This is a genomic window from Actinoplanes sp. ATCC 53533 (assembly GCF_003947245.1).
In genome coordinates this window covers 1-5,122 of the sequence record NZ_QHHV01000492.1, presented here as the reverse complement: position 1 = coordinate 5,122, position 5,122 = coordinate 1, and the positions used below count along the sequence as shown (strand labels likewise).

Sequence of the window (5,122 nt, the reverse complement as noted above, 5' to 3'; positions counted from 1 at the left end):
CCGCATCTCGGCGCGCCCGCCGATTAGCTTGGCGGCTAGCCCGGCAACCTCCGCCGGAGATCTGCTGGTCTGGACGAACAGTTGCTCACGGACAGACATGCTTCAGCGGGGCTCGATCACAAAATCGGAGCCGGGCTCGGCGGGCGACCGCCACAACGGTGACTTGCCCACCAGGCTCAACCTCAACGGACGTGCGTCGGCGTAGACGGTGTAGAGGTCTCGTGAGCCACGGACCGCCACACCGGTGCGCACTTCGACCGGATCGACCAGCTGCCATCCTTGCTGCCTCAGCACCGCGCTGACGCGGTTCAAGGCCACCTCGGCGGGCAGGTCACCGATGCTCGCGTCGATGGTGATCTCGAACCCGAAGCTCTCCTCGCTCCAGTCCACGGAGCCCGGCGACCGGCGCAGCGGCCCATGATCCCAGGAGACGGAGACCTCGCGGTCCGGGAAGGCAGTGGTCAGGAGTTCGATCAGCTCGGCGCGGAAGCTGGCGTACGCGTCATCAACGGCACGGACCATCTGCTGCCAGGAGGGCGGAGGGATTAGCTCTCGTGGCTGGGGGCGGACGGGAAGCGGCACGCCCTCGACGAAGTGCCGCTGCTTGAACTCTTCCCAGGTAGGCACGCCGATCGGGCGAGTCGCGTATTTTCCGGAGGTGACTTCGACCTCATAGATGATGCCGGCCCGGGTCAGGGCGGCCTCGGCGGACTCGACGACCGTCTCCGCCAGGTCGGGGTCGCTGTAGATCCGTTCATCGATGAAGAATGCCGGCCGAAGATCGTCGTACGCCTCGCCGTACTCGTATACCCAGACACTGGCATCCGGATTGCTATCGCCCATCGTCGTCCTGTTCGATGCTTTCGAGCTGATCCAGTGCAGCAGCTTCCCTCATCGCATCCTTCACCGCGGCCTCCTCAACTTCGTCAATGCTGATGTAAGGCTTGTAGATCGTGTTGTGCTCTATGTCGGCAGCGATCGACGCACGCTGGGTGGTGAGTTGAAGCTCGTAGGTGCAGGGCAAACCGTCGGTCTCGATCGAGATGATGATGGGAATGACCCGATACGACGGCGCCTGCGCCTTCGGCTGGGCGTACATGTTCTCGATCTCCAGAATCCGGTCACCGAACCGTTCCTTCACCATACCCAGGGCCATCTCGAGCGTGGCCATGTCGGGCACAGTGAGACGGACGCCGACCGCATCGATGACATCCCCGATGCGGTAGTCGGGTCGCGCGGGCCGATTCGGTCGATCGCTGGTCATGCGCTTGACCTTGTTGAAGAGGTGATCGACCTTCTTGGCGCGTGCCGACACCAGAGCCTGGCCACCCAGAAGCTCGGCCAAGGCCGCTATCTCCCGCTTGGCCGCCGGCAACACGCGACGCCGAAGGCGGATTCCGTAGTCATCCAGCAATGTCAGTTCCGCCGGGGTGGGATTCGGTCCCACGGCGCGAGCCGGATCGCGCAGGCGAGCGGCCGCCTCAAACACCTTCATCCGCGAGGCGCCGTCCGGCGTGGTGTTGATGTCGTCGGATACCGGATCAAAGAGGCTCCCTCCACCCGGGTTGTCGACGAGGAAGTCCGATAGCGAGCCGTACTGCGAGATGACAGCCGTGCGAGCAAGCTCGACAAGAAGCTCAAGCGTCCGCTGCCGCCGGCCGGGATCAAGCAACGCTTCCGTCGCGTTGAGGCGATGGTCTGTTGCGGCATGGTCCGTCAGCAAGCGCACCACTACATCGGCGAGCTCCGGTGAATAGGGTGTGATGTGGTGGGTCACAGCCTGCTGAGCGGCTGCGAGCTCACGCGGATCGACGTCACCGCTCGCCGCTATTGGCCCCGGACCGGCGGGCCGTAGTCCCAGCCCATCCGCGCTCCCTCGTTGATCATCTCCTGCAGGGTCTCGACGCTCGGCAGGCGGGAGGGCAGGTGCTCGTTCGCCAGTACCTCGGCCGTCGTCCGGTCGACCGACATCGTCTCGTCCGGCAGGTCGGTGTTGAGCGCCGTCCTTGCCATCTTCTCCGCGGTCTCCCGATCCACTGGCCGAACTGTCTCTTGGTATTGATCGTCGTAAAGCCTCTGCGCTGCTACTGCGGGCGCGTAGATCCAGGTCTGGCCCGTCTCGATCCACGTGGCGATCAGGCTCACTGGCTGCGGATCGTCCTCCGTCAGCAGCACGTGGTATCCGAATGTCCCCTTCATCACGTCCGCGGCCATCGCTTCCGTCATCACCCAGGGCGAGTCCGTCGACACCAGGAATGCCTGTTAGGCGAACATCGGATCGGTCATGTTCCGGGCCCAACTCCGGCGCAGGGCCGGTGTCGTCCTTGCGGCGTGCCGGGTCTGATGCTTGCGGTGCAGATCCCGCCGGCGATCCGGGGGCGGGAGGCTCGCCTGCTACTCGCGTGGCGGGCCGAAGTCCCAACCCATCCTCTGACCCTCCTCGAGCATCTCCAGAAGAGTCTGTTCCGTCGGCAACTCCGACTGCAGGGTCTCCTGAGCGACCCGTTCCGCCACCGCGCGGTCGAGTGGCCGGATCCTTTCCTGATAGCTCGGATCGAACAGGAATGTCGCCGCCACCGCTGGCGCGTAGATCCACGCTTTCCTCGGCACGCTCCACATCACCGCTCGGAGCGAGTGGTAGTTCTGCACCTCGTAGGCGATCAGGCTGGTCACTGCGCCCGACATGTCGGACTTCAGGATTGCCTGATAGCCGAAGTCCGTGTCGGTCATCGCCATCCGATCCATTGCTCTCGAGGACGTCAGCCTGAGTGAGGCCGTTTCGCGCAAGAATTCTATCGAACGTCGAACCCTCTGCGTGAATATCGGCAAGGTATTTGTTCCACTGAACAGTTGTCGACTGGATCCATTTGCGGAATGTTGAGTCCGCATCCTTCCATTCGGCGAGACCCAACTGCTTCAGCTCATCGACGCCGTCGGGCTGTCTTTCCGCTATTCCTTCTCGGATATTGATGGCGAAAATACGTAGGAATGCGTCCATGCGGGCGGGGTAGGGGGCGAAATTATGTCGCAGTACCTCGTACAGCTCATGAGTGAGATCGCTGATTGATCGAGATAGCTCGGTGGGGAACTGCAGCTCGAAGATGATGCCTTCGGGGTCTGCAATGGTAACGTTCAGTCCATTGTGTCGCTCGCCGCCCCAAAAGTTTACTATCTTCTTGATCTCGTGGCCACGGCTCTGCAAGTCGGCCACGGCTGCCGCGACATGCACGTGATAGTCCTGCTCGCGCAATTGTACTGAGAATCGTACCCGATCCTTGGTATCCTTCAGGAACTTGATGGGTGATGTGCCTTCCGCCTCGAACTCGGCGGCGAAAGCACGGGCGAGCGAAGTTTTCGTCTTGTAAGAGTGCTCGACGCCCACGAGTTGAGCTGTTCCTTCGCCTGCGGCGTTGAGGGATCGGACCACATCATCGAGAGTCACCCGCAGCCGAGAGGCGTCCTCCATGGCTTTGTCAACGGAAGCCTCGATGATTGCTCTGTCTTTGCCATCAAGGGCTTCTAGTTGACGCCTTTCGGCTTCCTGCGGATCGAAGTCTTCAGCGACCATCTCGGACGCCGGAATCTGGGGAGGATTCGCACTCCTCTGTTCGGAAGCTCCGTCTGGAGAATCTCCACCGTGACCCACTCCGCGGTCGGTCGATCGATCTGTTCCCTGCGATCCTGGTACTTGACCTTCTCCAGGATCGGCGCCGCTGAACTCCGGGCGTAGGCCGAGGTCGTGAGGGGCGTGCTCCTGACCACCATTCGAACCAGGCCGTCCGCTAAAGCTTGGCAGGTCACCAGCCTCGTCGTCGCTCCCGGCCGGTCGGCTCGCATGGTCGCCGGAGAGCCGAACATCCGCGTTGTCATTCGTGTCGGAGGGATGCTCTGGCTGGGATGGGGTCGAGTTGCTCCTCGACTCGCCAGTCGCCGAAGGACGCGATCCCGGCCCATCCGTTTCACCATCGCGGAGGTCACCCGAGGTGTCGGTGACACCATCGTGCCCGCTGGTAGGGGGAACCTCTGTTTCCTCATTGCTGCCCGGGTCCGCCTCGCCGTTGTCTGCGGCTCCCGTCGGTTCCAGATACGAGCGGCTCCATAGGCCGGCCTTGTGATACGGCAAGGGGGTCAGCTCGCCCTGGCCGTTCACCACCACCGCGTCCATCGAGATGACGTTGCCGTCGTTCTTTTCGCCGGTGTGGGTGTAGAGCGGTGCTTCTTCCGACAGCCGGCCCGTTTGCGGGTCCAGGAACAGGATCGTGCCGTTCTGGTTTACCGCTGCCCACGCGTGCGCGGTGCCCTCTTCCGAGTCCGTCACGATGAAGGCGAATGCGCCGTGCCCCGCGTTGTACAGGTGGTTGTGCAGGTTCGTCATTGCCGTGTCCACGGCCTGTTTCGCGTGCAGCGGGCTCAGCCCACCCACGTACGGGCATAGCCCCTGGAATTCGCCGCGCACCGTGTCTTCGATCCGAGCCAGGCCATGGTCCTCCGCGCCCAGTGGCCTCGTCGGGTCGCCTTGCGCGTACGAGTCGAAGGTGCGCGGCGCCGAAACGCGCGGCCGACCGTGCACATAGGTCTCGTACAGGGACAATAGGCCGTCTACGCAGTTGATGCCGCGGGTCGGGTCGGCGGCCGGGCCGCCATCGTTCGCCAGCCCGAACCAATCTCCCACTCGGGGATCGGCCAGGCGCACCACCCGGCCGTCCGCATCTCGCGGCATGGCATTTTCCAGATCAACCTGATGTACGGCGAGAGGCGCGCGCAACCCGCCACGTTTCCCGTACGGTCGGCTGTGGTCGACGGACGGCGGAACGTCGTCGCCGGTCAGTGCCGACCGGTCTCCGGTGTCGACGCCGCCGATCGCCAGCGTGCCGACGTCGTCGTTGATGCGGATCCAGTCCGCCAACTCGACCTCGACCCGCTCCGGCGCGAACTCCCCGGTTCGTACCTGTCGGGCCTTGATCTCCAGGTCGTCGGCGTCCTCGCTGGTACGTCGCGCCTCGGCCCGGAAATGCTCGCCGTGCAACTCGGAACCCGAGGTGAACGCGGCGTCCGCCCGCATGCTGAGTTCGAGCACTTTGGCCCGCTGCCCGTCGGCGATCCGGAGCAGATAGTCCGAATA

General features: G+C 63.6%; 2 protein-coding genes. Both read right to left on the bottom strand.

The annotated features are described in order from the left end of the window. Window positions 1-102: 102 nt before the first annotated feature. Window positions 103-843 (bottom strand): hypothetical protein, encoded by a 741-nt coding sequence (locus tag DMB66_RS59460; RefSeq protein ID WP_125812659.1) that lies wholly within the window; start codon window positions 841-843, stop codon window positions 103-105. Next, window positions 833-5,077, bottom strand: coding sequence for a toxin glutamine deamidase domain-containing protein (locus DMB66_RS59455; RefSeq protein ID WP_233625622.1), 4,245 nt, complete (start codon window positions 5,075-5,077; stop codon window positions 833-835). The genes DMB66_RS59460 and DMB66_RS59455 overlap by 11 nt, the downstream gene beginning before the upstream one ends. Between the last annotated feature and the right edge of the window lie 45 nt (window positions 5,078-5,122).